A 25,087-nucleotide genomic window follows, 5' to 3' on the forward strand; every position below is an offset into this window, starting at 1 on the left:
GGTGGCTTGTTTCTTGGTTTTTTTTTTCAAGCAGAAGACGGCAGACGAGATCTGCGCATGTCTCGTGGGCTCGGAGATGTGTATAAGAGGCAGGGCCGTCACCGTGCGCATCCGTTGAGTCAGGCGCCGTGCCGGTGCCGTCTTTTCGGAGGGAACCGCCGTGACACTCGAAACCCACCGTCCGCAGACGGGCCCCGGCCTGCCCGCCGGGCTGACGCCGGACAGCGTGGAGCTGTTCCGGGCGCAGCTGCGCGGGGCGCTCATCCAGCCTGGAGACGCCGACTACGCGGAGGCGTGCCAGCTCTACAACGCGATGATCCACAAGCACCCGGCCATGGTGGCCCGGTGCGCGGACGTGGCGGACGTCATCGCCGCGGTGGCCCTGGCGCGCGAGCGCAAGCTGCCCCTGGCCGTGCGCGGCGGCGGCCACAACGGCGGCGGCCTGGGGCTGGTGGATGACGGGCTGGTCATCGACCTGTCGCGCATGCGCGGCGTGCGCGTGGACCCCGAGGCCCGCACGGTGCGCGTCGCGGGCGGCGCCGTCTGGGGGGACGTGGACCACGCCACCCACGCCTTCGGGCTCGCGGTGCCCTCCGGCATCATCTCCACCACGGGCGTGGGCGGGCTCACGCTGGGCGGCGGCCTGGGACACCTCACGCGCCGCTTCGGCCTCACCATCGACAACCTGCTCGCCGTGGACATGGTGCTCGCGGACGGCCGCTTCGTCACCGCGAGCGAGGACAAGCACCCGGACCTGTTCTGGGCGGTGCGCGGCGGGGGCGGCAACTTCGGCGTGGTGACGTCGTTCCTCTTCCGGGCCAACCCCGTGGACATCATCCTCGGCGGCCCCACGCTCTGGCCCCTGGACCGCGCGGCGGAGGTGATGCGCTGGTACCGCGAGTTCATCCCCAACGCGCCGGAGGACCTCAACGGCTTCTTCGCCTTCATCACCGTGCCGCCCGCGCCGCCCTTCCCGGAGGAATTGCACCTCCAGAAGATGTGCGGCGTCATCTGGTGCTACACGGGCGACCCCGCGCGCGCGGACGAATTGTTCGCGCCGGTGCAGGCGCTCAAGCCCGCGCTGCACGGCGTGATGCCCATGCCCTTTCCCATGCTGCAGACCGCCTTCGACGCGCTCTACCCGCCGGGGCACCAGTGGTACTGGCGCGCGGACTTCGTGCGCGAACTGCCGGACGCGGCCATCGAGCGCCACGTGGACTTCGCCAGGCGCCTGCCGTCCATGCAGTCCGCCATGCACCTCTACCCCATCGACGGGGCGGTGCACCGCGTGGGCCCGCACGACACGGCCTTCCGCTTCCGCGACGCGCGCTGGTCGGAGGTCATCGTCGGGGTGGACCCGTCACCGGAGAGGGCAGGGGAGGTCTCCGCCTGGGCGAAGGATTACTGGAGCGCGCTGCACCCGTACTCGGCGGGCGGCGCCTACGTGAACTTCATGATGGAGGAAGGCCAGGAGCGCGTGCAGGCCACCTACGGCGACAACTACCCGCGGCTGGTGGCGGTGAAGCAACAGTACGACCCCGGCAACCTCTTCCACGTGAACCAGAACATCCTGCCCGGGCCGGTGAAACCCCCGAGCGTCGCGCACTGACGGCGCGCGCTCAGGCCTGGGCCCGGGGCGGAAGCGGCAGGTCGATGATGAAGGTGGCGCCCTGCCCGGCGTCGCTCTTCAGGACCAGCTTGCCGTGGTGGCCCTGCACGATTTGACTGGCGATGAAGAGGCCCAGCCCCAGGCCGTGCACGGAGCGGGGCGGGCCGCCGCGCTCGAAGCGCTCGAAGACGCGGGCCTGGTGCTCGGGCGGGATGCCCGGGCCGCCGTCCGATACGTAGAGAAGGAGCCGGTCACCGCGTCGGGTGAACCCGACGCGGACCGGCGTGCCCGGCGCGTACTTGATGGCGTTGGACACCAGGTTCGTCAGCACCTGCTGCATGCGCGAGCGGTCCCACCACACGCGCAGGTTCCGCTCCGCCCGCAGCTCCAGGACGCAGCGGGCCTGCTCCATCTGCTCGTGGAAGGTGTCGAGGACCTCGTGCACCAGCTCCATCGGGTCGTCCTCTTCCATGTGGAAGTCCAGCTTGCCCGCGCGGATGCGGGAGACGTCCAGCAACTCGTCCACCAGCCGCGACATCCGCTCCACCTGCCGCTGCGCGGACTCCATCGCCGACGTCAGCTTCTCCGCGGAGGGCGGCTCGCCGCGCTTGGGGGACAGGCGACGGCGCGTCATCTCCAGGTTCAGCATCAGCGCGGTGACGGGCGTCTTCAATTCGTGGGAAGCCACGCCCAGGAAGGTGTCGCGCGCGGAGAGCGCGTGCTGGAGGTCATGCGTGAGGGCCTCCAGCTGCTGGCGCGCGCGGGTCCGCTCGCTCACCTCCTGCACCGCGACGAGCAGCCCCAGGATGTGGCCCTCGCCGTCGCGCTGCGCGTGGATGTCCATGTCCAGCAGCAGCTCCTTGAGGCCGCCCTTGCCGTCCGGCTGACGTACGGGCACCTCGCGGCCCACGAAGGGTTCGCCGGTGCGGTAGACGCGCTCCAGGTGCTTGAGAAACACCCCGTGGCCGCCTTCCGGTTGCCCTTCGCGCGCGGGCTTGCCCAGCATGTCCCGGCCCATCAGCCGCGCGAACAGCGGGTTGATGACCGTGAAGATGAGGTCCGGCCCCGTCATCACGCACATGGCCGTGGGCGCCTGCATGAAGAAGTCGGAGAGCTGCTGGCGCGCGCGTCCCAGCTGGAGCTGGCTGTCCACGCGCGCCTGCAGCTCGCGCGCGGAGAAGGGCTTCACCAGGTAGTCGTCCGCGCCGGCCTGGAGCGCCTCGATGCGGGCCTCCTCGCCCGCGCGCGCCGACAGCATGATGAAGGGGATGCCGCGCGTGCGCACGTCGGCGCGCAGCTTCTTGAGCAGCCCGAAGCCGTCCAGCCGGGGCATCATCACGTCGCTGAGGATGAGGTCCGGCTTCCACTCGAGCCCCGCCTGGAAGGCCGCCTCGCCGTCCGCCACCGTGCGCACGTCCCAGTGCGGCGCCAGCAGGCCGCTCACGTACCCGCGCATGTCCGCGTTGTCGTCCGCGACGAGGATGCGCCCGCGCCCCGGCGGCAGCGCGAGCCCCGCGCCCAGCTCCCCCAGCGCGTTGGCCCGGGGAGGCGTCACCCGCTCCGGCACCGACAGCGGGACGGACTCTGGCGCGTCCGGCAGCCAGCGCAGGGCCTCCTCGCTGAAGGCGGACCCCAGCTTGCCCGCGTGCGCGGCGCCCTCCTCCTGCTGGACCTGTTCGGCGGGCAGGTGGGCGCTGCCCAGCGGCAGCTCCACGAAGAAGGTGCTGCCCGCTCCCTCCGTGCTCCGGACGCCCAGCGTTCCGCCGTGCAGCTTCACCAGCTCCTGGATGAGCGCCAGGCCGATGCCGGTGCCCTCGTGCGTGCGCCCGCGCGAGGACTCCACGCGGTGGAAGCGCTCGAACACGCGCGGCAGCTCCGCCTCCGGGATGCCGGTGCCGGTGTCCTCCACGGTGAGCCGTGCCCGCGTTCCCGCGCGCTCGAGCCGCACGGTGACGCCGCCGTGGAGCGTGAACTTGAACGCGTTGGAGAGCAGGTTGAGGACAACCTTCTCCCACATGTCCCGGTCCACGTAGACGGGCTCGCCCAGGTCCCGGGCGTCCACGGTGTACTGGAGCCCCGCCTTCTCCATGGCGGCGCGGAAGACGCTGGCCAGGTCCCCGGTGAGCCGCGCGAGGTCCGTGGGGTGGAAGCTCGCCTTCACGCGGCCCGCCTCGATGCGTGAGAAGTCCAGCAGCGAGTTGACCAGCTTCAGCAGGCGCAGCGCGTTGCGGTGGGTGAGCTCCTGGCGCGCGCGCTGGGCCGGCGGCAGGGGCGCGGACGTGTCCGCGAGCGACTCCTCCAGCGGCCCCAGGATGAGCGTGAGCGGCGTGCGGAACTCGTGCGACACGTTGGAGAAGAACGCCGTCTTCGCCCGGTCGATGGCCGCCAGCGCCTCCGCGCGCTGCGCCTCCGCCTCGTAGGCGCGCACGCTGACGACGGCGTTGGTGAGCGTGGCCTGGAGCTGCTCGTAGAAGCTCCGGTAGGCGTCATCCATCGCGCGGCGGGGGCTCACGCCGGCCACGAGGTAGCCGAAGGGCTCCGCCATGCCGGCCGGGTGGATGGGCAGCACGCGCGCGTGCGCGGGCGGCTCCTCGTACGGCCCCGGGGACGTGCCCGCGTCCAGCGGCTCGCGCGGAACGCTCACGGTGTCCGCGCCCGCGGTGGCGAAGGGCCACGGCCCGTCCAGCCCCGCCTCCTCCGGACTCCACGCGGTGCCCGGGGGCAGGCCCATGCCGCCCACCCACCGGACGCGGGGCGCGGCCTCGTCGCGGCGGTAGAAGAGGAGGAAGGGCACGTCGAGCGCGGCGTCCGGCTGCAGCTGCGACAGCGCGGCGCCGATGTCCTCCACCGTCTTCACCTTGCCCAGCAGGGCGGACAGCTCGCGCAGCGTCTGCGTGCGCCGCGCGCTGAGCATCTTCTCCGTCACCTCCGTGATGGGGTGGAAGAGGCCGCCCACGCCCCCGGACTCGTCGCGGATGGGGCTGAAGGAGAAGGTCATGAAGGCCTCCTCCAGGTAGCCGTACCGGTCCAGGAACATGCGCTGGTTCTCGATGTAGGAACCGATGCCCGTGCCGGCCTTCTCGAACACGCCGCCCACCACCGGCAGCGCCGTGGCCCAGCAGTCGCGGAAGCGCTGGCCCATGGACTCCGGGTGCTTCGCGCCGCAGATGGGACGGTAGCTGTCGTTGTAGAGCTGCACGCGCTCCGGCCCCCACGCGATGAGGATGGGGAAGGTGGAGGACAGGCACAGGCTGACGGTCGTGCGCAGGCTCTGCGGCCACGTCTCCACCGGCCCGAGCGGCGTCTTCGACCAGTCCATGGAGCGGATCAACCGGCCCATCTCCCCGCCGCCCGACAGCCAGTCCATCCCTGCCTCCGGGGATGACTCCGCCGTGGGAATGGCCTTGGGGGGGCTGGGGTGTCTCATGAGGCCTCGGAGAAGGTGCCGGACTGGGTGTTCGCCCAGTGAAACCCGTCAAGAGATAGCGAAAATCTCCACTCGCGGTCCGTGTCTGATGGAGCAGGTGTGAGCCTGCTTGCTTCCACGACGGGGAGGGCTCAGGTGGACGGGCGGGGCTGACGCCGTTCACGCGCGTGGCGCACGGCCAGCGCGACGAGCAGCGCGGCCACGGCCGCCAGCGCGACGAAGTGCTCCACGCGGCCCACGCCCTTCGCCACGCGGTCCACGCTCGCGGAGCCCAGGTAGCCCAGCGTCACCACCAGGGGCGAGCTCAGGCACAGCGCCAGCCCGTCCCAGAGGAGGAAGCGGCGCAGGGGCATGCCCTCCGCCGCGGCCATGGCGAACACCGGCACGCGCAGGACGGACATGAACCGGCCGATGAAGACGACCCGGGGGCCGTGCTTCGCGTACAGCCCCTGGATGCGCTCGCGGCGCTCGGGCGGGAACAGGCGGCGGGTGCGCCGGTGCGTGTACAGGGCCTGGCCCAGCCGCCGCGCCGTGAGGAAGAGGACGGTGTCCCCGCACAGCACGCCCACGAAGCACAGCGCGATGGCGGCCGGCAGCGGCATGGCCCCCCGGTGCGACAGCACGCCCGCCGCCAGCTGCACCAGGTCCTCCGGGAACGGCAGCCCCAGTCCGCCCGCCACGAGCACGACGAAGACGAGCGGGCCGGAGCCGTGCGTCAGCAGGAGCTGGAGCGGCGAAGCGGTCATCAGGGCCCGGCCCTTCAGGGTTCGGGGAGGACGGCGCCGGCGCGGCGCTCCTGGCGGAAGAGGAGGACCTCCCGGACGATGATCTGCACGGTGGCCGCCACGGGCACGGCCACCACCGCGCCCACGATGCCCGCCAGCTCCACGCAGAAGAGCACGGCGAGCAGGGTGAGGAGCGGGTTGACGTGCACGGTGCGCTTGAACACGAGCGGCGCCATCACGTTGCCCTCCAGCTGCCCGTAGAGGAGGAAGTAGATGAACACCGCCAGCGCCTTCCACAGGCCGCCGGTGGCCAGCGTGAGCAGCGTGATGATGCCGCCCGCGATGATGGGGCCCGCGTAGGGCACCAGGCTGGAGAAGCCGCTGGCCACGCCCAGGGGCAGGTAGAAGGGCATGCCCAGCACAGCCAGCATGGTGGTGGTGAGCGTGGCGTTGATGGCGCAGATGAGCGTGATGCCGGACAGGTAGCCGCCCGTCGCGGTGTACACGTTGCGCAGCACGCGCACGTACCGCAGGCGGTGGTCGGGCCGGGACAGGTCCAGCAGGCGCTTGAGCACGCCGCCGCCGAACACCAGCATGAACACCACCAGGAAGAAGACGGTGAGCATGCCGCCCAGCAGGCCCACCACGCCGCCGATGGCGCTCATGATGAGCGAGGGCAGCGGCCCCGCGAGCGCGGGCGTGGCCTCCTCCAGCCGCTCGTTCCAGCCCAGGCTGTGCAGCCGCTGGTTGAGCGCGCGCAGGATGCCGGTGCCGCGGATCTGCTTCCACAGCTGCGGCCACTGCGTCACCAGCGCGTCCACCTGCTCCACCAGGTCCGGAATCACCAGCAGGCCCAGCGCCGTGATGGCGATGAACAGCGCGAACAGCACCAGCGTGATGGCCAGCCACCGCTTGAGGCCGCGCTTCTCCAGCCGCGACACACCGTGCTCCAGCGCCAGCGCGATGAGCGCCGCGATGCCGGTGAGCGTGAGCGCCACGCGCGTCTTCACGACGAGCGTCACCAGCGCCATCACGCCCAGCACCACGAGGCATACGGTGAACACCGTGCGGGGTGACACCTGGGACTTCGGCTGCAGTCGGACTTCAGGCTCGGACACCAGTGGAGCTCCTGGAGGGGCGGGCCACCGGCTTCGGGCCCCATGTCCTGCGGATGCGACATCCCCCGCCCGGCGGCAACCACCGTCGTCTTCCAAGTGCGCGCGCCGGGCCCGGGCCTGCCCCAAGCGTCCGGAGGGTGACACCCGGCGCCGCGAACGAGCCTCCGCCGGACGCAATCACCGGCCGCGTGGTTCGTCACCCGGACAGCCGGAAATGCCCGGCCTGGCCGCTGGCCTGTCCGTCCCCGCAAGGCCGGTCGCGCGTCCACGACGCGACGGCGGCGCGCTGGGGCGTCCGGCACCTGACGCGCCGGGACGTCGCGGAAAAAGGGGACAGCACGGTTTGCCGGGCCCGCGCGTCAGACGGGGATGGGAACCTTCGTGGGAAGGGACTTTCGCGGGCCGGGAGAGGACACCATGAAAAAGATGGGTGAGCAGGAGCTGGAAGGGGTGCGGCGGGAGGCCCTCGAGACGGAAGCCCGGTGGCGCGGGCTGGCGAACAAGCTGGCGGAGCTGGGCGGCGAGGAGATGGACGCGCAGCTGCTGGTGACGTTCCGGAGCGCGCGGGACGCGGGCGCGGTGCCGCCGGACGCGGGCTTCTTCCTCGTCGCGCACATCCTGACGGCGATGGCGGACGAGGCCATCGCGGAGGACCCGCGCGTGCGGCTGCGCGCCGGGGAGCTGGACGCGATGGAGCGCGACTACGGCCTCACCGGCGAGGGCTGGCCGGAGGGCGACCTCCCACCGGAGGAGTGGGAGGCCCTGTGCGTGGAGTACGAGCGGGCGTGTGACGAGGCGCGCGCCGCGTTCTTCCGCGCGTACGGCGAGGAGGAGATGGCGCGGCTGTACCTGCATCAGCGCGTCACCTTCCACCACCGCTTCGAGAGCGGGCGGCGCTTCTTCCACGGGCTGCCCATGCTGCCTGCGCAGCTGCACTGAGCGGGAGGTCCGCTACACTCCGCCGCCCTGGGGTTTTCTTCCGGAGGCGGCGGATGCGAGTGGCGAGCCTGGCTGTGGCGGTGGGGTGTTGGGTATGGGGCGCGCTGGCGTCCGGGGCGGTGCCCGCGCCGCCCGCGTCCACGCCCGCGTCCATGCGGCTGGAGGCGGGCGCGACGTACGACGCGCTCCAGCGCATGGTGCGCATCCGGGAGGTGTCGCTGTCGCCGGACGGCACGCGGGTGGCCTGGGTGGAGTCGGTGCCGGGGACCGCGGAGGCCGCGCGGCTCCAGGTGCGGGAGCTGGCGCACCCGGAGCGGGCGCCGGTGCGCATCACCGCGTCGAAGGACGGCGCGCCGTGCCCGGAGGGCTCGCTGTCGTGGAGCCCGGATGGCCGGCAGCTCGCGTTCCTCTCCACGGCGGGCGAGGGCCGCTCCCGGCAGCTCTACGTGGCGGACGCGTCGGGGGCGGGCGGGCCCGCGCGCAGGCTCACGACGCTCAAGGGCGTACTGGCGGCGCCGAAGTGGTCGCCGGACGGCAAGGTCGTGGGGCTGCTCGTCATCGAGGGCGCGGAGGACGCGCAGGGGCCACGCGGGCCGGCGGCGCGGGAGACGGGCCTCGTGCAGGCGTCCCCGCCGGTGAAGCGCTTCGCGGTGGTGACGGTGGAGGACGCGCGGCTGCGGCTCGTGTCGCCCGCGGGCCTGTTCATCCACGAGTACGCGTGGAGCCCGGATGGCGCTCGCGTGGCGGTGACGGCCTCGCCGCCGCCGGGGGACGCGAACTGGTGGAACGCGCGGATGTACGCGGTGGAGGCGGGGTCCGGGGAGACGTCGCTCTTGCACGCGCCCCGGTGGCAGGTGGCGGAGCCGACATGGAGCCCGGACGGCCGGCGGCTCGCGTTCATCGAGGGCTTGATGAGCGACGAGGGCAACACGGGCGGGGACGTGTTCGTGGTGTCGGTGCCGGAGCGGCTGGCGGCGAAGGTGCGGTTCGGGGAGAAGGCGGTGCTGCCTTCGAAGGTGCCGCCCGCGCTCGACGTGACGGACGGGTTGAAGGCGACGGCCACGGACCTCTTCTGGCCCACGGCGGAGCGGCTGGTGTTCGGGGCGCAGGCGCAGGGCGAGTCCGCGCTGATGGCGGTGGCGCCGGGCGGCGGCGAGGTGACGACGCTGTGGAAGGGGCCCGAACACGTGGCGGTGTCGCTGGGGAAGGACGGCGTGACGAGCGCGGTGGTGCGCGACTCCTTCACCCAGCCGCCGGAGGTGTGGACGGGGCCGGTGGGGGCGTGGAAGCCGCTGACGCGCCTCAACGCGGACGTGCGCGTGACGGTGGGGGACGTGCGCAGCGTGACGTGGACGAGCGACGGGCAGCCCGTGCAGGGCTGGCTGGTGTTGCCGGTGCCGGATGCGTCCGGCCGCAAGGCGCCCATGGTGACGGTGGTGCACGGAGGGCCCGCGGCGGGCGTGCTGTCGACGTTCAATCCACAGACGGCGCTGTTCGTGGCGAGGGGCTACGCGGTGTTCATGCCCAACCCGCGCGGCAGCTACGGCCAGGGTGAGGCGTTCGTGCAGGCGAACCGCCGGGACTTCGGCTTCGGGGACTTCGACGACGTGATGGCGGGGCTGGATGCCGTCCTGGCGTCAGCGCCGGTGGACCCGGCGCGGCAGGGCATCACGGGGTGGAGCTACGGCGGCTTCCTGACGATGTGGGCGGTGACGCGCACGCAGCGCTTCCAGGCGGCGGTGGCGGGCGCGGGCATCGCGAACTGGCAGAGCTACTACGGCACGAACCACATCGACACGTGGATGCTGCCGTACTTCGGGGCGTCGGTGTACGACGAGCCGGAGGTGTACACGCGCTCCTCGCCCATCAACGGCGTGAAGCAGGTGCGCACGCCCACGCTGGTGCTGCACGGCGAGCGGGACGTGGAGGTGCCCGCGTCGCAGGGCTACGAGTTCCACAAGGCGCTGAAGACGCTGGGGGTGAAGACCCAGCTGGTCATCTACGCGGATGAAGGCCACGGCCTGCGCAAGCCGGAGCACCTGAAGGACCGGCTCTTGCGCACGCTGGACTGGTTCGACGCGAACCTGCCGGCGCCGGCGGAGCCGAAGCCGAGGGTGCGGGCGCACGCGCGGTAGGTCAGGGGCCGCCGCGGACGCCGGGTTCGGCGGGGGCCACGAGCGAGGTGAGCACGTGGTCGCGCCACTGGCCGTTGATGAGGAGGAAGTCGCGCGCGTAGCCCTCGGGGATGAAGCCCAGGCGGCGGAGGACGGCGGCGCTGCGCAGGTTCTCCGGCAGGTGGTTGGCCTGGAGCCGGTGCAGGCCCATGGCGCCGAAGGCGAAGTCGCAGAAGGCGCGGAGGGCCTCGGTCATGAGGCCCTTGCCTTCATGGCGGTGGTCCAGGCCATAGCCCAGGTCCGCGGCCTGGAGCGGCCCCCGGCGGATGTGCGCGAGCGTGGCGTTGCCGATGACGGGCGCGAGCGCGAGGGACGGGCCCTTGGGGAGGAGGAACACGCGCAGGGACACGTCGTAGCGGAAGTCCTCGCGGTCCTGGGCCAGGCGCGTGCGCCAGTAGGCGGTGGAGAAGAAGGTCGCCGGCCGGGCCGGGGACACCGGGCCCAGGTGGTCCTTGTTGGCCACGTGGTACGCCAGCACCCGCTCCGCCGCGTCGGGCGGCAGCAGCATCAGGTGCAGGCGCTCGGTGGTGAGCAGGACGGGTGACTTGTCGGTCATGGCGGAGCCGGGCTTCAAGGGTAACGCGCTCCCACGGGACGTGCGCGCCTGAAGCGCGGATGAAGAAAAAGGTCCCCACCCGCGTGGAGTGGGGACCTTCAGGCTCGGGGACGTGAGTGTGCGCTACTGCCCGTGGTCCATGGGCTGCTGGGGCACCTGCTGCTCACCGCTTCCACCGGTGCCCTGATCCGGCTGCGGGCTCTGGTGGTCGATGCCCGCGCCGTGCGGCTCGGGCTGCGTGCCGCTGCCGCCCGTGCTGCCCGGCTGCGCGTTCTGGCCCTGTTCATGGTTGCCCTGAGGCGGCGGCTGCTCGGCGCCGCTGCCGCCCACGCCGCCCGTGCGCGAGGGTTGCGCTCCGGCCACGTTGCGCTCCACGACGATCTCCACGCGGCGGTTGTTCGCGCGGCCCTCCGCCGTGCCGTTCGACGCCACCGGCCTTTCCTCACCCATGCCGCGGATCTGGATGCGCTCCGCCGGCACGCCCTGGTTCACCAGGAAGTTCCGCACGCTCTCCGCGCGGCGCTCCGACAGCTGCTCGTTGTAGTCATCCGTGCCGCGCGAGTCCGTGTGGCCCTCGATGAGCAGCGGGTTCTTCGACTCCTTCAGCGCCGTGGCCACCTCCGATAGCCGGTCTCGCGCCGCGGGCAACAGCTCCGTCGCGTTCGTCGCGAAGAGCACGCTGCCCGACAACGTCACCACCGTGCCGCGCGCCTCCTCGCGCACCTTCACGTTCTCGTCCTGCAGCCGCGTCAGCGCCTGCGACGCGCGCTGCTCCGCCTGGAGCCGCGCCTGGCGCTCCTGCTCCAGCTCCTGAGTGCGCTGCTGGAGCTGCTGGTTCAGCTCGGCCAGCCGCTGCGCCTCGGCCTGCTGCTGCTGCAGGCGCTGCTGCATCTCCGCTTCCATCTGCTGGCGCTGCTGCGCGTCCGCGGTTCGCAGGCGCTCGGCCTCCTGCGCGCGCTGGGCCTCGAGCTGCTGGCGCTGCTGATCGAACTGCTGACGCTGCTGCTCGTACAGCTGGCGCTGCTGTTCGTACCTCGCGCGCTCCTCCTCCTGCTGACGCGCCAGCGTCTGCGCGCGCGACTCCTGCTGCTGGCGCAGGGTCGCTTCCGCCTGGGCCCGCTGCTGCGCGGCCAGGTCCGCCTCACCGCGCGCCTCGGCGATCTCCGCCTTGCGCAGGGCCACGTACGCCAGCGAGCGCGTCCTCACCGAAGCCTTGCTCTCCGCGTACTCGTTCTCCGCCTCCTGCAGGGCCGCGCGGGCCGCCGCCACGTCCGCGGGGCGCTCGCGGCCCTCGGGGCTCGTGGACACCTCGCGGTAGGCCTGGCGCGCCGCGGTCAATTCACTGGGCGGAGGCCCATGGGCACACCCCACCGTGAGCGCGGAGGCACCCGCGACCGCCAACCATCCAAGTTTCCAACGCTGCATGACACGCTCCTCACAAGACTAGAGGTGGGGGACTCACTGACCGTTGCGGATGGACTCGGCCTGCTCGGAAGCCCGCCGCGCCTCGTTCTTCAGGGGCACCGCGCGAGCCAGCGCCGCCGCCAGGTCCGCGTCCGCCGCCGCCTGGCGGAAGCGCAGCTCCGCGGCCTCCTGCTCGCCCTCTTGAATCAGCCGCTCACCGTCGGCGATCTGCTGGCGGGCGAACTCCAGGTGCCGCGCGGCTTCCGGCACGTTCGGCGCCTGCGAGTTCTCCGCCGAGCGGAGCGCGGCTTCCGCCTGGACGCGCTGCTGATGGGTGGACGTGGGAATCACCTGCGGGCTTGCACAGCCAAGGGCCGCGACAGAGAGCAGGGCGGCGGCGAACAGCTTCGGGCGCATGGAACACCTCATGCCGGTGGAAATGCTGGGACGCTCCGGCGCGGCCCAGAGGGAGTCGGTCAGAAAATGGGCGGTGTGCACGCAGTCGGCATCGGCGACCCGTCCCCGCCAGGCACGCTGGCCAAGGGGGTTGACAGGCGTCGTGTAGGGAACGAGGCGCACAGGCGGTAGCTGCCGCGCAGGCCGCTTCCCGCCAGGGCCGCGTACAGGCCGCTGGCCGTGAGGCGGGAGGGACGCTAGAGGGGGAACATGCGCCTGCACCTCGTGGACGGCACGTATGAGCTGTACCGGGCCCACTACTCGCCCCGGCCGGGCACCACCGCGCCGGACGGGCGCGACGTGAAGGCCACGGCGGGCGTGATGGACTCCCTGCTCGCCCTCCTGCACGACGAGCAAGAGGCCGTGACGCACGTGGCGGTGGCCTTCGACAACCCCATCCGCTCGTTCCGCAACGCGCTGTTCGCTGGTTACAAAGGAGACGAGGGCGTGCCGCCGGAGCTGCGCGCGCAGTTCGACCTCGTGGAGGAGGCGGTGGCGGCGCTGGGCGTGCGCGTCTGGTCCATGAAGGACCAGGAGGCGGACGACGCGCTGGCCACGGCGGCGGCGCGCTGGGCGGGCGAGGTGGAGCAGGTGCGGCTGCTCACGCCGGACAAGGACCTGGGCCAGTGCGTGCGCGGCCAGCGCGTGGTGCAGGTGGACCGGCGGCAGCAGAAGGTGATGGACGCGGAGGGCGTGAAGGCGAAGCTGGGCGTGGAGCCCTGGAGCGTGCCGGACCTGCTGGCGCTGATGGGCGACGACGCGGACGGCATCCCGGGGCTGCCGGGCTTCGGGGCGAAGGGCGCTTCGGCGGTGCTCCAGGCGTACGGCCACCTGGAGGCCATCCCGGACAGCGCGGCGGAGTGGACGGTGAAGGTGCGGGGCGCGGACAAGCTGGCGGCGACGTTGAAGGCGCACCGTGAGGATGCGCGGCTGTACCGCACGCTGGCCACGTTGGTGGAGGACGCGCCCTTGCCGGGCACGGCGTCGCTCGCGGACCTGGAGTGGAAGGGCGTGCCGGAAGCGCGCTTCAAGGCGTTCTGTGAAGGATTGGGATTGAAGAGCCTCCAGCGCCGGCCGAAGCGCTGGGCGGCATGAGGAAGCCATGAGCATGGAATTGAAGCCCCCGCCGTCGGACGGCTGGGTCCCCACGCTGGACGACACCCCCTTCACCCGCATGGGCGGCGAGGAGGCCGTGCACGCGCTGGCGGAGGCCTTCTACGACGTGATGGACGCGGAGGAGCCCGCGCTCGCGGCCATCCATGAGCTGGACGCGCAAGGCAAGGTGAACCGGGGCACGCGCCAGCGCTTCGGCATGTTCCTGGTGGGCTGGCTGGGCGGGCCGCAGCACTACAGCGCGACGCACGGCCATCCCCGGCTGCGCATGCGGCACGGGCACCTCCCGGTGGACACGGGGATGCGGGACGCGTGGCTGCGGTGCATGCGGAAGGCCATGGACCAGCGAGGCATCACCGGCGGCCTGCGCGGCTTCCTGGATGACCGCTTCGCCCAGGTGGCGGACTTCCTGCGCAACACGGAAGGATGAGGTTCACCGAGTCCATCCGCATCACCTGTCCGCGCGAGCGCGTCTTCGCGTACACGCAGGACTACGGGCAGCGGCTCGTCTGGGACACGTTCCTGCGCGAGGCGGTGTTGATGGACGGCGCGACGGAGGCCGGGCCGGGCGTGAAGGCCTGGTGCGTGTCGTGGCACGGGCTGGGGATGGAGACGCAGTACGTGTCCTTCCAGCCGCCCGCCGTCACGGCGGTGAAGATGACGCGGGGCCCGCGCCTGTTCGAGAGCTTCGCGGGCTCGTGGCGGTTCGACGAGGACGGCCCCGGCGTCACGCGCGTCACCTTCACGTATGCCTTTGAGCTGCGCCGTCCCTTCGGCTGGCTCACACCGCTCCTGAAGCGCGTCCTGGTCCGCGAAGTCCGGGGACGGTTGAAAGACCTGAAGCAGCGGCTGGACACGGAAGTCACAGGCCCGGCGTAGATTCGCGGCATGAGCACGCAGCTTCAGCCGTCCCCCGTCACTGTGGGCCTGATGCTGCGCGTGCCGAAGCAACCCACGCCGTCCGTCCCTCCGGCCGCCTGGGTGCCTGCCCGCCCGGCCGTGGCCGGACGGGCGCCGCGCCCCCACCCTCCAGTCTTCACCACCTGGATTGGGGGTTGGGCCATGCGAACGAACAATGACCTCTGGACGGCGGCGGGCTTCGGCGTCCTCGCCGGAATGCGCAGCATGACGGCGCCCGCGCTCCTCACGCGGGAGCTGTCGCGCAAGCCGACGCGCGCCTTGAAGCGCTCCCTGCCGGGCCTCACGTCGAAGAAGGTGGCGAAACGCCTGGGCGTCCTGGCGCTCGGCGAGCTTGTGGGAGACAAGGCCCCCACGACTCCGCCGCGTATCAAGGTCGCGCCACTGACCGGCCGCATCCTCGCGGGCGCCATCACCGGCGCCGCCGTGTCGCGCGACCGCAAGGGCCCGAGGGTTGGCTTCGCGCTCGTCGGAGCCGTGGCCGCCATCGCCTCCAGTTACGCGTTCTACGGCCTCCGCCGCTTCGTCACACGCCGGCTGCGCGTGCCCGACCTGGCTGCGGGCATCATTGAGGACGGCCTGACGCTGGCGCTGGGCGCACGCCTCACCCGGGCACTGCGCTAGGCCCCGTGCCGCGACGCTCCGAGGCCGTCTTCGCGCTGCTTCGGGGCGCATGCCTCCCCCGGGCGCTGCGCCAGGCCTCGCGCCGCACCCGGGATGCTCTGATGCGAGTCCTGGGATTACGGCCCATCCGGACGCCGCTCCAGGCCTCGTGCGGGCTCACCCCGGCGCCTTGCCGGCGGTGAGCCTCGCCTCCAGCCGCGTCAGCACCGCGTGCTCCGCCCGCGCCCGCTCCGCCAGGGGCGCGAAGAGCAGCCGCGAGCGCAGGCCCATGCCTTCGGTCAGCTCGAACTGGCGCAGGTCCTCCGGCAGCGTGAGCAGCACCTCGCCCAGCGGCCGCACCCGGTGCAGCTGGTACGAACCCGCCGCCTCCAGCGCGCGCACCACGTCCGCCTCGGGCTCCGAGCGGGCCAGTGCCTTGCGCGACTGCTCCTCGTACCGCAGGCCCGCCTCCACGCGCTCCTCCAGGTCCGCGAGCACCGCCGCCGACGTGCGCTGCGCCTCCTTCACGAGCCGCAGCGGATCCAACGCCCGCTCCACGCGCCGGCGCACCGCCGGGGACAGCGCCCGGGCCCGCCCCTCCACGCGCGACAGCACCGCGTCGCGGTAGCTCGCCGCGAAGCAGACCGCGAACAGCGCCTCCTCCAGGGGGGCCCGCTCCCGCGCGGCCAGCCCTTCCGCCAGCGAGCACAGCCCCTCGCCCGTGAGCACGTACCGGCGTCCCCGGGGCAGCCCCTTCACCGGAGCGCTGGTGCTCGCCTCCGCGTGGCCCGCGCGCACCAGCCGCTCCAGCGTGCGCCGCACCTGCGTCAGGTCGATGTCCTGCGAGGGCCGGGTGACGTCGTGCTCCACCCAGTTGGTGAACAGCAGGAAGAAGAAGCGCACGTCGGACACGCGGAACCCGCCCGCGCGAGCCCCGGCCCCATGCGCCGCGAGCAGGGCCGCCTGCACGAAGGTGGCCTGCGTGTCGATGTAGCCCAACCGCGCCGTCAGGGTGCTGTTCCTCGCCATGCCCGGGAGGATGCCAGCCGCCGTCCCTCCCGTCCCCCTCCTCCCAGGTGACAGTGTCTGCCCGGCGAAGAGACATCCGCGGAGCCATCGTTCGTAGATGGGGCCTGTCCGCATTCACGGAAAGGATTTCCATGCTGCCCTGGCTCGTCCTCATCGCGGGTGTCTGCTTCCTCATTGAACGGCTGTCTCTTGGCTGGAAGCTGCCCCGGGTGCGTGGCTGGCACCTGCGCGTGGTGTTCATCAACCTGGCGCAGGTGGGCGTGGTGGTGCTGGGCGGATACACCTGGGAGCGGTGGTTCTCCGCGTCCTCGCTCTTCCACCTGTCCCGGCACATGGGCCCGGTGGCGGGCGGGGTGCTGGCCTACCTCATCGCCACGTTCGTCTTCTACTGGTGGCACCGCGCCCGCCATGAGAGCGACGTGCTCTGGCGGCTGTTCCATCAAATCCATCACAGCCCACAGCGGCTGGAGGTCATCACCAGCTTCTACAAGCACCCGCTGGAGATGATGGCCAACAGCCTCATTGGCGGGCTGCTCGTCTACACGGTGCTGGGGTTGAGCCCGGCGGCGGGCGCCATCTACACGGCCTGCTGCGCGCTGGGCGAATACTTCTACCACACCAACATCCGCACCCCGCGCTGGGTGGGCTGGTTCTTCCAGCGGCCGGAGATGCACCGCATCCACCACGAGTACGGCAAGCACCGGAACAACTACGGCGACCTTCCCATCTGGGACATGCTGTTCGGCACCTACGAGAACCCCGCCACCTGGGACGCCACGTGCGGCTTCGACGACGCGCGCGAACAACAGTTGGGCGCCATGCTCGCCTTCCACGACGTGCACCGCTCGTAGGAGGTGGCACACTGGCGCCCCCTTCGCTTCCTCCGTGAGGTTTCGCGCCATGGCCAGCTCGCGTCGGCAGTTCCTGACCCACACCGTGATTGGACTCGCGAGCACCGCTGTCTCCGCGGCGCCGGACGCGGGCACGTCCGCACCGCCGGCCGGAGCGCCGCCCACGTTCGGCGCGGGCCCCACGGTGGGCCCGGAGGTCAGCCCCACCACCTTCGCGGAGGCCGAAAAGCTGATGCAGGTGCAGCTCACGCCCGCCGAGCGCACCCAGGCCGCCGGCAACTGGCGAGTGTCCCTGGCCCCGCTGCACGAGCGCCGCACCGGCCCGCGCAAGCTCGCGCTGGAGCCAGGGCTGTCGCCCGCCTCGCAGTGGAACCCGTCGCTGCCGGGGCTCAAGCCCACGGCCCCCGCGAAGGACCGCTTCGTGCGCGGCCGGGACGCGAAGGTGCCGCTGCCTTCGAAGGAGGAGGACATCGCCTTCGCGCCGCTCACGCAGCTGTCGCGCTGGGTGGAGTCGCGCGCCATCACCTCCGAGCGGCTCACGCAGCTCTACCTTGCGCGGTTGAAGCGCCACGACCCGAAGCTCCAGTGCGTCATCACGCTGACGGAGGAGCTGGCGCTCCAGCAGGCCCGCCAGGCGGACCGGGACATCGCGGCGGGCCGCTACAAGGGGCCGCTGCACGGCATCCCCTGGGGAGCGAAGGACCTGGTGGACACCGCGGGCATCCGCACCACCTACGGCGCCGAGCCCTTCCGCGACCGCGTCCCCACCACCGACGCCACCACCGTGGCCCGGCTTCACCGTGCGGGCGCCGTGCTGGTGGCGAAGCTCAGCCTGGGCGCGCTCGCGCTCAACGACGTCTGGTTTGGCGGCGAGACGAAGAACCCGTGGCTGCCGGAGGAGGGCTCCTCGGGCAGCAGCGCGGGGCCGGGGGCGGCGACGGCGGCCGGGCTCGTGTGCTTCTCCCTGGGCAGCGAGACGGGCGGCAGCATCGTGTCGCCGTCCATGCGCTGCGGCATCACCGGCTTGCGCCCCACCTACGGCCGCGTGCCACGCACGGGCGCCATGACGCTGTGCTGGTCGCTGGACAAGCTGGGGCCCATGACGCGCGGGGTGGAGGACTCGCTGCTGGTGCTCGCCGCCCTCAGCGGCCCGGACGCGGGCGACGTGGCGAGCGTGCCCGCGAAGCTCGACTTCGACGCGAACGCGCCCGTGAAGGGGCTGCGCGTGGGCTACGTGCCCGCCTGGATGAAGGAGAGCCCCGCCACGGACGTGGACCGCGCGGCGCTGGAGGCGCTCAAGGGGCTGGGGATGACGCCGGTGGAGGTGCAGTTCCCCGACTGGCCGTACTCCGCCCTCAACGTCATCCTCTTCGCGGAGGCCGCCGCCGCCTTCGAGGAGCTCACGCTCAGCCACGGCGTGGACGCGCTGAAGATGCAGACCCCCGACGCGTGGCCCAACCTCTTCCGCCAGGCCCGCTTCCTGTCCGCGGTGGACTACGTCCAGGCGGACCGGCTGCGCCGCAAGGTGGCCCAGGAGATGGCGCGCATCATGTCGCAGGTGGACGTGCTGCTCGTGCCGTCGCTGCGCGACGAAGCCCTCACCATCACCAACCACACCGGCCACCCGTCCCTCACGCTGCGCACCGGCTTCGTGGAGGTGTCCAAGGCCCGCAGTGACTGGGCCCCGGACCCGAAGCGCCCCGTGCCCACCTTCGCCACCCCGCGCCGCGTCCCCCACGGCGTGACGCTCATCGGCCAGCTCTTCGACGAGGGCACCCTGGGCCGCGTGGGCATCGCCCTGGAGCGGGCCTCCGGCGTCGCCGGGGAGCGCCCGCCCGGCTTCTAGGCTCCAGAGCCCCGGGCTGATTATTTTGACAGTTCAGTCCAGAATCATTACGTAGAGGGCATGGCACGCACGAAGGAGTTCGACCGCGACGAGGCGGTGCGCCGGGCGATGCAGGTCTTCTGGGAGCAGGGCTACGAGGCCACCTCCACGGACGACCTGCTGCGCGCCATGGGCATTGGCCGGCAGAGCATGTACGACACCTTCGGGGACAAGCACGGCCTCTACCTGGAGGCCCTGCGCGCCTATCAGGCGGAGTACAGCGCCAACCTGATGGAGTGCCTGCGCGCCCACCCGTCGCCCCTGGGCGCCATCCGTGAGTTCCTCCTCTCCATCCCCAACGGCACCCAGAAGGCCCGTGCCAGGGGCTGTCTCTCCGTGAATGCCACTGCGGAGCTGGCGCACGCGGACGCGGAGGTCGCCACGCTGCTCAAGACCGGCGGCGCCGTGGGCCATGGCGCGCTGGAGCGCGTCGTGAAGGAGGCCCAGCGCAAGGGCGAACTCAGCCCGAAGCTGGACCCCCGCGTCGCCGCCAGCTTCCTCCTGTCCACCATCGGCGGGCTTCGCCTGAGCGCCAAGGCCGGCACCCCGCCTGAAGCCCTGCGTGACGTCGTGGACTTCACCCTCGCGGGCCTCAAGGCCCAGTAGCCCCCGGCTTCATCGCGCGGGAAGCACCGCGCGCCGTCTTCGCATGCCTGTATCTGGATTGGTCAGTCCAAATAAGCCGCTGGAAGGGAGCCACACCATGTCGATGGACCGCTACTACCTGCTGGGCCGTTCGGGGCTGCGCGTCAGCCCGCTGTCGCTGGGCACGATGACGTTCGGGAAGGAGGGGACGTACGGCGGCCCCTGGGGCTCCACGGAGGACGTGTCCCGGGCGCTGTTCAACCGCTACCTGGACGCGGGCGGCAACTTCGTGGACACCGCCGACCTCTACACGCACGGCACCAGCGAATCGCTCATCGGGAAGTTCCTGGAGGAGCGCGGCGACCGGGACCGCGTCGTGCTCACCACCAAGTACACGTACAACGCCACCCGCCCGGGGGACCCGAACGCAGGCGGCAACAGCCGCAAGAACATGCTGCGCGCGGTGGAGGCTTCCCTGAAGCGGCTGCGCACGGACTACATCGACCTGTACCTGCTGCACACCTGGGATCGGCTCACCCCGGCGGAGGAGGTGGTCCGCACGTTCGACGACCTCGTGCGAGCGGGGAAGATCCGCTACGCGGGCCTGTCCGACGTGCCGTCCTGGTACGCGGCCCGCGCGCAGACCTGGGCGGAGGCGCACGCGCTCACGCCGCTCATCAACCTCCAGCTCCAGTATTCGCTGGTGGAGCGCAGCCTGGAGCACGAGTACGTACCGCTGGCGCAGACGCTGGGCCTGGGCATCACCACCTGGAGCCCCCTGGGCAGTGGCCTGCTCTCCGGCAAGTACCGGCCGAGCGAAGCCGGCACCCAGGGCGATGGCCGCCTCACCTCCGCCGTGGGCGGCCAGCAGCTGGGCCTGTTCACGGAGCGCAACTGGCGCATCGTCGCCGCGCTGGAGCAGGTGGCGAAGGAGCTGGGCCGCGACATGTCCCAGGTGGCGCTCAACTGGGTGGCGACGCAGCCCGGAGTGGGGTCGGTCATCATCGGCGCCACGAATCCCAAGCAGCTGGACGGCAACCTCGCCGCGCTCGACTTCGCGATTCCCGCCGGGCTGCGCCGCCAACTGGACGAGGCCAGCGCTCCGCCCGTGCCGTTCCCCCACGGCATGTTCTCCAATCCCTATCAGCTCAACCTGCATGGCAACACCGCGGTGGGAGACAAGCCCGCCGGCTACACGCAGCCCGTGTTCACCGGGACGGCGCCCCGGGTCGGATAGGGCACATCCCGTCCCTCCGCCGGGGTGGGGGGAACGGGCCGCTTGCGACCCCGGGGCCGCTGGTCCCCGGGGTGGCACACCGGCACCTTCCACGCCTGTCAGACAGGGGAGGGTGTATGCGATTGGCCAGGCCGGGAGTGAAGCTGTGGTGGATGTTGGCGCTGCTGGTGGCGCCGGTGGCGAATGCCTTCACGGATGCGGACGCGGTGCGCGTGTTCACCTTCGCGCGCGCGCAGCTGTCGGACACCCTCCTGGAAATGCCCAGCGTGAACCGCTCGCCCAAGGCGTCCCTGTCCAACGGGACGTGGACCACTGTGGCCAACACGGACCGCATCGCGTGGACCCAGGGCTTCTTCCCCGGGAGCATGTGGTTCATGTTCCAGGTCGCCAACGAGCCCTACTGGCGCGACCGCGCGGACATGTGGACGCGCCCCCTGGAGGTCCAGAAGACCAACACGGAGACGCACGACCTGGGCTTCAAGATGTACAACAGCTACGGCAATGCCTGGCGGCTCACCGGCGACCCCTACTACCGCGACGTGCTGCTCACCTCCGCCGCGTCGCTGGCCACGCGCTACAACAGCACCGTCGGCATCATCAAGTGTTGTGATTGGAACCCGAACTGGAACATCCCGCTCGTCACGGACACGATGATGGACATCGAGTTGCTGCTCTGGGGCGCGCAGAACGGCGGCCCCGCGGTGTGGCGCACCATGGCGGTGAACCATGCGCTCCGCACGCTTCAGGACGCGGTGCGCCCCAATGGCAGCTCGTTCCACTACGTGGACTACAACAACAACGGCACCATCCGGTCGCGAGGCACCTTCCAGGGCTACTCCACCACCTCCACCTGGGCGCGCGGTCAGGCGTGGCTCATCTATGGCTACACGATGGTGTACCGCTACACGCAGGACGCGCGCTTCCTCACCGCCGCCCGCCGCGTGACGGACTACTACCTGGCGAACCTGCCCGCGGACCGCGTGCCCAACTGGGACTTCAACGCCCCCAGCCAGTCCAAGGACTCCTCCGCCGCGGCCGTCGTCGCGTCCGCGCTGCTGGAGTTGAGCACCCTGGAGACGGACGCGGGCCGGCGCACCACCTACCGCACCGCCGCGCTGGCCATGCTCGACTCGCTGGCGTCGCCCGCGTACCTCGCACAGGGCACCAACAGCCCGGGCCTGCTGCTGCACGGCGTGGGCAACTACCCGGCGGGCCAGGAGATCAACGTCAGCCTCATCTATGGTGACTACTACTTCCTGGAGGCGCTGCTGCGCTTCAACCCGCGCCCCAACTACCCCTGGTACTCCAAGCTGACCCTTCCGCGCGGCCAGCACCTGCTGGGCACGAACAACACGGGCGTCCGCATCGTGGAGTTCGACCTCACGCCGCTTCGGGACAACCTGGGCGGCGGGGTGGTGGGCTGGACGGACAGCTCCACGGAGGTCACCGCCTTCAGCCGGCTGAACATGGCGCTGCGCATGAGCGAGGACGGCATCTTCCAGGTGCGCAACGGCGCGGGCTACTCGTGGATCCGCCGCGTGCCGTACGTGCGCGGCCAGACCTACCACTTCCGCATGAACGTGGACCTGCTCGCGCAGCGCTACACTGTCTGGGTGACGCCGCCCGGCGCCGCGGAGCTGCTGCTCGCGGACCGCGTCGCGTTCCGCTCGGACGGGCCGCCCATCAACGACGTGGGGCGCGCCGCGGTCATCTCCACCGTGGAGGACAGCGACTTCCGCGTGAACAGCCACCGCGTCTACGCGCCCACCGCCAGCGTGGCCGCCGCGCTGGACGTTCCAGTCCCCCTGCCGGAAGCCCTATGGCGGGAGCTGGATACCCCCGAGCGCGTCTCCCGGGGCCCCGTCGTTCCGTCCGAGCGCTGACAGCGGGCGCCTGTCCGGTGGCCCGCCTGACGTCAGGGTGGGCCACCGCAGGTGCATGTGAGACGGAACGCGGTTAGATCCGGCGGGTGACGAACCTGGACCTCTTTCTCCCGGAACCCGCCCCACGCCCTGCCGCCGTCCCCTCGGGCCCTGGCCCGCTCGACCGGCTGCTGAAGGTGTCGCGCATCTACCTGGAGCCCGCCGTGACGGAGCACGCGCGCGGGCGGGAGATCCTGGCGCGCCATCCGGACGCGGAGCGGGTGGAGGTGGCCTCGCACCAGCGCATCCCCGGCCTCTTCGGCAACGAAGGCAACGTGGAGGCGTGGAACCGCATCAAGGGCAGCACCCTGGTGCTGGGCGTGAAGAAGACGCTGTCCTTCATCGCCAACGACCGCAGCTCGGACTTCATCGCGCCCTCCACGGCGAACGGCTGCGTGATGGCGTGCGCGTACTGCTACGTGCCGCGCAACAAGGGCTACGCGAACCCCGTGACGGTGTTCGTGAACATCGACCGTCTCCAGGAAGCCATCCGCAAGCACGCGCACAAGCGCGGGCCCAAGCTGGAGCCCAACACCGTGGACCCGCACGCGTGGGTCTACGACATCGGGTGCAACAGCGACTGCGCGGCGGACGCGGCCATCAGCGACAACGTGCGGGACCTGGTGCGGCTGTTCACCACGCTGCCCAACGCCAAGGCCAGCTTCGCCACCAAGCTGGTGAACCGCGAGCTGCTCACCTACGAGCCCAAGGGCAGGACGCGCATCCGCTTCAGCCTGATGCCGCACGCGCCAGCGAAGCTGCTGGACGTGCGCACCAGCCCCATCGCGGAGCGCATCGCCGCCATCGACGACTTCGTGGCCGCCGGCTACGAGGTGCACCTCAATTTCTCCCCCGTCATCCTCCACGAGGGCTGGCAGGACGCCTACGTGGAGTTGTTCCAGCAGGTGGACGCCGCCATCGGCGAGCGGGCGAAGAAGCAGCTCGCGTGCGAAATCATCTTCCTCACGCACAACGCGGGCCTGCACGAGGTGAACCTGGGCTGGCACCCGAAGGCGGAGGAGCTGCTCTGGCGGCCTGAAATCCAGGAGACGAAGATGTCCCAGGGCGGCGGCGTCAACGTGCGCTATCGCACCGGCTTCAAGGGCCGCCACGTGGCGGAGTTCAAGGCCCTGCTCGCGAAGCATCTGCCGTACTGCCGCGTGCGGTACGCCTTCTGACGAGGCCGCTGGAAGTTCATTCACAGGTCCGGCGCGGCAGTCACGGCTGGGGCGGATGCGTCCGAGACAATCAACGCATGCGCTCGCCTTCAACACAGGACGCGAAGGGCTGTCGGCGCTAACGAAGCAGTGGATCCCGCGGAGTAGGCAATGGAGGCTCGCAATCCGTCGACCCTGTGATGGAGGGTTCGTGAGGCGGCTCACCCTCTTTGTGCACCACGCGAGTGTGTCCTTCGGAGTCGGTGGATGGAGGCTCGGGCCGGTTGTCCGGAGCCGCGTCCGTCATGTCCCCTCCGATGCACTTCTCCCCGTGCTCGCAGGGAGCAAGCTCCGGGGCGGCTGAAGACAGTGGCGTCCCGCTGTCGTGGCCCCATGGGAGAACCTCCGCATGGGAGAGGAGTGCCCCCTTGAGCTCCGTGGTGTCGTCGGTGGCCTCGGCGGCTGGCGCGGGGAGGCCGGGACCACGCGCCTCAACGCAGGGGCGTGCCTTGAGCGCATCATCCTGCCCGGTGGCTGATGCGGAGTCGCCGATTTCATGCGTATCAACGCAAGGGTGTTTCTCCAACGCATCGTCCTGTCCGGCGGTGGCTGACGCGGGGACTCCGGGGCTACCCGTCTCAATGCAGTGCAATGCTTCGGGCGCAGGGGCCGACGCGGGGGCGTTGAGGTCGCACTCCTGAACGTGGTGGACCTCAGGGGATGCATGCTTCTGGGGCGCGCGGGCGAATTGGTCGAGCACCCGCTCATCACAGGCCTTCAGCAGTGCCGGCAGCTGATGCTGGAGTGCCTGCATGTCGCGCTCTTGCAGGGCATGCTGCGCGCAGATGGCCCATTCACGCAGCGACTCACCGCCCATGAAGGGCAGCAGCCGGGCCGAAATGCCCCGGAAGGCCCGCTGAAGCGATTGGATGAGGAGCAGGTGCCCGGGGCGTGCAACCGTCTGGGCCGCTTGCCGCAGCAACTCGAACTCCAACTGCGCGCACCGCTCCCCTGGATGCCAGCGGGCCTCGTCCCAGAGCTGGAAGCAGATGTCCTCCAGCGGCCCCATTTCCATGACGGAGGCATTCGCGCAGCAGTCGGCCAGGAGCTCCACCAGCACCTGGCGCTTGAGGCTGAAGAAGCCCTCCAGAAGCCGCCTGCACGCCTCGGAGCGCTCGTCATGCAGCGCCAGGCCCAGGTTCTCCAGCGTCAGCGATTCGTCCAGTGCCACCGCTCGCGCCTGGCGTCCGGGGCGCTGCACCACCAGGCCCCGCGCCGCCAGCCGCCGCAAGGCCTCACGCACCGTGCCCCGGCTCACCCCATACCAGCGAGCCATCATCCGCTCCGAGGCCAACCGCCCGTTCCTCGGCAGCCGCCCC

The 25,087-nt window shown here is 71.3% G+C and carries 21 protein-coding genes; 13 read left to right on the forward strand and 8 right to left on the reverse strand.

The annotated features are described in order from the left end of the window. The first annotated feature begins 160 nt into the window (after nt 1-160). Nucleotides 161-1,609, forward strand: coding sequence for an FAD-binding oxidoreductase (locus D7W79_RS15040; protein WP_120526074.1), 1,449 nt, complete (start codon nt 161-163; stop codon nt 1,607-1,609). A gap of 10 nt (nt 1,610-1,619) precedes the next feature. Here the strand turns inward: D7W79_RS15040 and D7W79_RS15045 are convergent, their stop codons facing one another. The 3 genes from D7W79_RS15045 to D7W79_RS15055 form a co-directional block, all read right to left on the reverse strand. After that, the gene (locus tag D7W79_RS15045; protein ID WP_244221785.1) at nt 1,620-4,976 is read right to left on the reverse strand and encodes an ATP-binding response regulator; all 3,357 of its coding nucleotides are present in this window, start codon (nt 4,974-4,976) and stop codon (nt 1,620-1,622) included. A 191-nt stretch (nt 4,977-5,167) separates the two neighbouring features. Beyond that, nucleotides 5,168-5,782 carry a DedA family protein gene (locus D7W79_RS15050; protein WP_120526076.1) on the reverse strand — a complete coding sequence of 205 codons (615 nt, stop codon included), beginning with the start codon at nt 5,780-5,782 and terminating at the stop codon, nt 5,168-5,170. Between the two features lie 14 nt (nt 5,783-5,796). Next, nucleotides 5,797-6,879, reverse strand: coding sequence for an AI-2E family transporter (locus D7W79_RS15055; protein ID WP_120526077.1), 1,083 nt, complete (start codon nt 6,877-6,879; stop codon nt 5,797-5,799). Nucleotides 6,880-7,296: 417 nt separating this feature from the next. Between D7W79_RS15055 and D7W79_RS15060 the strand changes: the two genes are divergently transcribed. Beyond that, nucleotides 7,297-7,818, forward strand: coding sequence for a hypothetical protein (locus tag D7W79_RS15060; protein WP_120526078.1), 522 nt, complete (start codon nt 7,297-7,299; stop codon nt 7,816-7,818). 53 nt (nt 7,819-7,871) lie between these two features. Further along, entirely contained in the window at nt 7,872-9,953 is a 2,082-nt protein-coding gene (locus tag D7W79_RS15065; RefSeq protein WP_120526079.1) for a S9 family peptidase, read from the forward strand. A 1-nt stretch (nt 9,954) separates the two neighbouring features. On the opposite strand, the gene D7W79_RS15070 is transcribed toward D7W79_RS15065, so the two are convergent. The 3 genes from D7W79_RS15070 to D7W79_RS15080 form a co-directional block, all read right to left on the reverse strand. Beyond that, a complete protein-coding gene (locus D7W79_RS15070) occupies nt 9,955-10,548 on the reverse strand; it encodes a GNAT family N-acetyltransferase (RefSeq protein WP_120526080.1) in 594 nt (197 codons plus the stop codon). 123 nt (nt 10,549-10,671) lie between these two features. Further along, nucleotides 10,672-11,973 (reverse strand): OmpA family protein, encoded by a 1,302-nt coding sequence (locus D7W79_RS15075; protein ID WP_120526081.1) that lies wholly within the window; start codon nt 11,971-11,973, stop codon nt 10,672-10,674. A gap of 33 nt (nt 11,974-12,006) precedes the next feature. Further along, nucleotides 12,007-12,369 (reverse strand): DUF4398 domain-containing protein, encoded by a 363-nt coding sequence (locus D7W79_RS15080; protein WP_120526082.1) that lies wholly within the window; start codon nt 12,367-12,369, stop codon nt 12,007-12,009. 249 nt (nt 12,370-12,618) lie between these two features. On the opposite strand from D7W79_RS15080, the gene D7W79_RS15085 reads away from it, so the two are divergent. The 4 genes from D7W79_RS15085 (at nt 12,619) to D7W79_RS15100 (ending at nt 15,063) form a co-directional block, all read left to right on the forward strand. After that, a complete protein-coding gene (locus tag D7W79_RS15085) occupies nt 12,619-13,503 on the forward strand; it encodes a 5'-3' exonuclease (RefSeq protein ID WP_120526083.1) in 885 nt (294 codons plus the stop codon). A gap of 7 nt (nt 13,504-13,510) precedes the next feature. Then, complete coding sequence (locus D7W79_RS15090) at nt 13,511-13,951, forward strand: group II truncated hemoglobin (RefSeq protein ID WP_120526084.1); 441 nt, start codon at nt 13,511-13,513, stop codon at nt 13,949-13,951. After that, nucleotides 13,948-14,400 carry a type II toxin-antitoxin system RatA family toxin gene (locus tag D7W79_RS15095; RefSeq protein ID WP_120526085.1) on the forward strand — a complete coding sequence of 151 codons (453 nt, stop codon included), beginning with the start codon at nt 13,948-13,950 and terminating at the stop codon, nt 14,398-14,400. Before D7W79_RS15090 ends, D7W79_RS15095 begins: the two co-directional genes overlap by 4 nt. 183 nt (nt 14,401-14,583) lie before the next feature. Further along, nucleotides 14,584-15,063 carry a DUF4126 family protein gene (locus tag D7W79_RS15100; protein WP_158616965.1) on the forward strand — a complete coding sequence of 160 codons (480 nt, stop codon included), beginning with the start codon at nt 14,584-14,586 and terminating at the stop codon, nt 15,061-15,063. Nucleotides 15,064-15,219: 156 nt separating this feature from the next. Here the strand turns inward: D7W79_RS15100 and D7W79_RS15105 are convergent, their stop codons facing one another. Next, entirely contained in the window at nt 15,220-16,071 is an 852-nt protein-coding gene (locus D7W79_RS15105) for a hypothetical protein (RefSeq protein WP_120526087.1), read from the reverse strand. Nucleotides 16,072-16,202: 131 nt separating this feature from the next. Here D7W79_RS15105 and D7W79_RS15110 point away from each other — a divergent pair, with 131 nt between their 5' ends. From D7W79_RS15110 to D7W79_RS15135, 6 genes are all read left to right on the forward strand, one after another. Next, complete coding sequence (locus D7W79_RS15110) at nt 16,203-16,922, forward strand: sterol desaturase family protein (protein WP_120526088.1); 720 nt, start codon at nt 16,203-16,205, stop codon at nt 16,920-16,922. A gap of 49 nt (nt 16,923-16,971) precedes the next feature. Next, nucleotides 16,972-18,768 (forward strand): amidase, encoded by a 1,797-nt coding sequence (locus D7W79_RS15115; RefSeq protein ID WP_120526089.1) that lies wholly within the window; start codon nt 16,972-16,974, stop codon nt 18,766-18,768. A 60-nt stretch (nt 18,769-18,828) separates the two neighbouring features. Then, the gene (locus D7W79_RS15120; RefSeq protein WP_120526090.1) at nt 18,829-19,413 is read left to right on the forward strand and encodes a TetR/AcrR family transcriptional regulator; all 585 of its coding nucleotides are present in this window, start codon (nt 18,829-18,831) and stop codon (nt 19,411-19,413) included. A gap of 97 nt (nt 19,414-19,510) precedes the next feature. Beyond that, nucleotides 19,511-20,629, forward strand: coding sequence for an aldo/keto reductase (locus D7W79_RS15125; RefSeq protein WP_120526091.1), 1,119 nt, complete (start codon nt 19,511-19,513; stop codon nt 20,627-20,629). Between the two features lie 116 nt (nt 20,630-20,745). Beyond that, on the forward strand, nt 20,746-22,512 hold the full coding sequence (locus tag D7W79_RS15130) for a glycoside hydrolase family protein (protein WP_120526092.1): 1,767 nt from the start codon (nt 20,746-20,748) through the stop codon (nt 22,510-22,512). A gap of 86 nt (nt 22,513-22,598) precedes the next feature. Continuing rightward, nucleotides 22,599-23,729, forward strand: coding sequence for a spore photoproduct lyase family protein (locus D7W79_RS15135; RefSeq protein WP_208729739.1), 1,131 nt, complete (start codon nt 22,599-22,601; stop codon nt 23,727-23,729). Between the two features lie 118 nt (nt 23,730-23,847). Here the strand turns inward: D7W79_RS15135 and D7W79_RS45010 are convergent. Then, nucleotides 23,848-25,087: FadR/GntR family transcriptional regulator (locus tag D7W79_RS45010; protein WP_244221786.1), on the reverse strand; the 1,240-nt coding region annotated here is incomplete at its 5' end.

It is taken from the genome of Corallococcus exercitus (assembly GCF_003611585.1).
Classification (GTDB): Bacteria; Myxococcota; Myxococcia; order Myxococcales; family Myxococcaceae; genus Corallococcus; species Corallococcus exercitus.

Bases quoted from the DNA above. Each gene is read 5' to 3' on its own strand.
- D7W79_RS15045 (WP_244221785.1), bottom strand. From the start codon at position 4,976: ATGGACTGGCTGTCGGGCGGCGGGGAGATGGGCCGGTTGATCCGCTCC.
- D7W79_RS15050 (WP_120526076.1), bottom strand. From the start codon at position 5,782: ATGACCGCTTCGCCGCTCCAGCTCCTGCTGACGCACGGCTCCGGCCCG.
- D7W79_RS15060 (WP_120526078.1), top strand. From the start codon at position 7,297: ATGAAAAAGATGGGTGAGCAGGAGCTGGAAGGGGTGCGGCGGGAGGCC.
- D7W79_RS15065 (WP_120526079.1), top strand. From the start codon at position 7,872: ATGCGAGTGGCGAGCCTGGCTGTGGCGGTGGGGTGTTGGGTATGGGGC.
- D7W79_RS15070 (WP_120526080.1), bottom strand. From the start codon at position 10,548: ATGACCGACAAGTCACCCGTCCTGCTCACCACCGAGCGCCTGCACCTG.
- D7W79_RS15075 (WP_120526081.1), bottom strand. From the start codon at position 11,973: ATGCAGCGTTGGAAACTTGGATGGTTGGCGGTCGCGGGTGCCTCCGCG.
- D7W79_RS15080 (WP_120526082.1), bottom strand. From the start codon at position 12,369: ATGCGCCCGAAGCTGTTCGCCGCCGCCCTGCTCTCTGTCGCGGCCCTT.
- D7W79_RS15085 (WP_120526083.1), top strand. From the start codon at position 12,619: ATGCGCCTGCACCTCGTGGACGGCACGTATGAGCTGTACCGGGCCCAC.
- D7W79_RS15090 (WP_120526084.1), top strand. From the start codon at position 13,511: ATGAGCATGGAATTGAAGCCCCCGCCGTCGGACGGCTGGGTCCCCACG.
- D7W79_RS15095 (WP_120526085.1), top strand. From the start codon at position 13,948: ATGAGGTTCACCGAGTCCATCCGCATCACCTGTCCGCGCGAGCGCGTC.
- D7W79_RS15100 (WP_158616965.1), top strand. From the start codon at position 14,584: ATGCGAACGAACAATGACCTCTGGACGGCGGCGGGCTTCGGCGTCCTC.
- D7W79_RS15105 (WP_120526087.1), bottom strand. From the start codon at position 16,071: ATGGCGAGGAACAGCACCCTGACGGCGCGGTTGGGCTACATCGACACG.
- D7W79_RS15110 (WP_120526088.1), top strand. From the start codon at position 16,203: ATGCTGCCCTGGCTCGTCCTCATCGCGGGTGTCTGCTTCCTCATTGAA.
- D7W79_RS15115 (WP_120526089.1), top strand. From the start codon at position 16,972: ATGGCCAGCTCGCGTCGGCAGTTCCTGACCCACACCGTGATTGGACTC.
- D7W79_RS15120 (WP_120526090.1), top strand. From the start codon at position 18,829: ATGGCACGCACGAAGGAGTTCGACCGCGACGAGGCGGTGCGCCGGGCG.
- D7W79_RS15125 (WP_120526091.1), top strand. From the start codon at position 19,511: ATGTCGATGGACCGCTACTACCTGCTGGGCCGTTCGGGGCTGCGCGTC.
- D7W79_RS15130 (WP_120526092.1), top strand. From the start codon at position 20,746: ATGCGATTGGCCAGGCCGGGAGTGAAGCTGTGGTGGATGTTGGCGCTG.